Source organism: Pseudomonas sp. P1_F7 (genome assembly GCF_056405655.1).
Window position 1 is genome coordinate 1 of sequence record NZ_JBFUBR010000054.1, and the last position, 1,431, is coordinate 1,431.

Below are 1,431 nucleotides of genomic sequence, written 5' to 3' on the forward strand. Positions count from 1 at the left end.
TTGGCCAACGGCCAGACCATCACCATCGCCGTCGGTCACACCACCGGCACCATCACCACCAGCGCGCCGAACGACGTGCTGGCTGGTCACGCCCCGCTGACCAACTCGATCACCGACGTCAGCGGCGGTAACTACGAAAACCTGGTGGCCGATAAAAACCCGGTCAGCACCACCGTGACCGACACCGTCGACACCACCAACCTCAGCCTGAGCGCCACAAGCTCGGTCGCCGAGGGTGGCTCGATCATCTACACCGCCACCCTGACCAACGCCGCCGGTTCGCCGGTGACCGTGACCCTGAGCAACGGCGCGGTGATCAATATCGAGGCCGGGAAAACCACCGGCACCGTGACTGTCGATGCACCAAAAGACGACGTCTACAAAGATGCTGGCAAAGTCGAAGTCAGCATTTCCACCGCCACCGGCGGCAACTTCGAGAACCTGGTGCCGAGCAGCGTACCGGCGGTGACTGAAGTGACCGACACCATCGACACCTCGACGGTGAAACTGACMGCGAGCGAAACCGCGGCCGAGGGCGGCACCGTCACCTACACCGCKACGGTTGGTGCCGCCGTCACCGGTTCGCCGGTCGTCGTGACGTTGGCCAACGGCCAGAGCATCACCATCGCGGTCGGCGAAACTACCGGCAGCGTGAGCACCCCCGCGCCGAACGACGTGCTGGCTGGCCATGCTCCATTGACCAACTCGATCACCGACGTCAGCGGCGGTAACTACGAGAACCTGGTCGCCGACAAAACCCCGGTCAGCACTACCGTCACCGATACTCCGGATACCACCAATTTGTCGCTGAGCGCGACCGGTGCCGTGGCCGAAGGTGGCTCGATCATCTACACCGCGACCCTGACCAATCCGGCCGGGACACCGGTGAACGTGACCCTGTCGAACGGTGCCGTGATCACGATTGAGGCCGGGAAAACCACTGGCTCGGTGACCGTCGATGCGCCGAAAGACGACGTGTACAAAGATGCTGGCAAAGTCGAAGTCAGCATTTCCACCGCCACCGGTGGCAACTTCGAGAACCTGGTGTCGAGCAGCGTGCCGGCGGTGACCAGCGTCACCGACACCATCGACACCACTACCGTGAAGCTGACCGCGACTGAAACCGCGGCCGAGGGTGGCACTGTCACCTACACCGCCACCGTTGGTGCCGCCGTCACCGGTTCGCCTGTCGTCGTGACGTTGGCCAACGGCCAGAGCATCACCATCGCGGTCGGCGAAACCACCGGCAGCGTGACCRCCCCCGCRCCGAACGACGTGCTGGCTGGCCATGCGCCGCTGACCAACTCGATCACCGACGTCAGCGGCGGCAATTACGAGAACCTGGTCGCCGACAAAAACCCGGTCAGCACCACCGTCACCGACACCATCGACACCACCAACCTCAGCCTGAGCGCTACAAGTTCGGTCGCC

Annotated in this window: 1 protein-coding gene; it reads left to right on the top strand. The window is 63.8% G+C overall.

Annotated elements, in window-relative coordinates; genetic code table 11:
- Window positions 1-1,431, top strand: a 1,431-nt coding sequence (locus tag AC1D1M_RS31320; protein WP_477778676.1) for an immunoglobulin-like domain-containing protein, incomplete at both ends; no start/stop codon positions are given.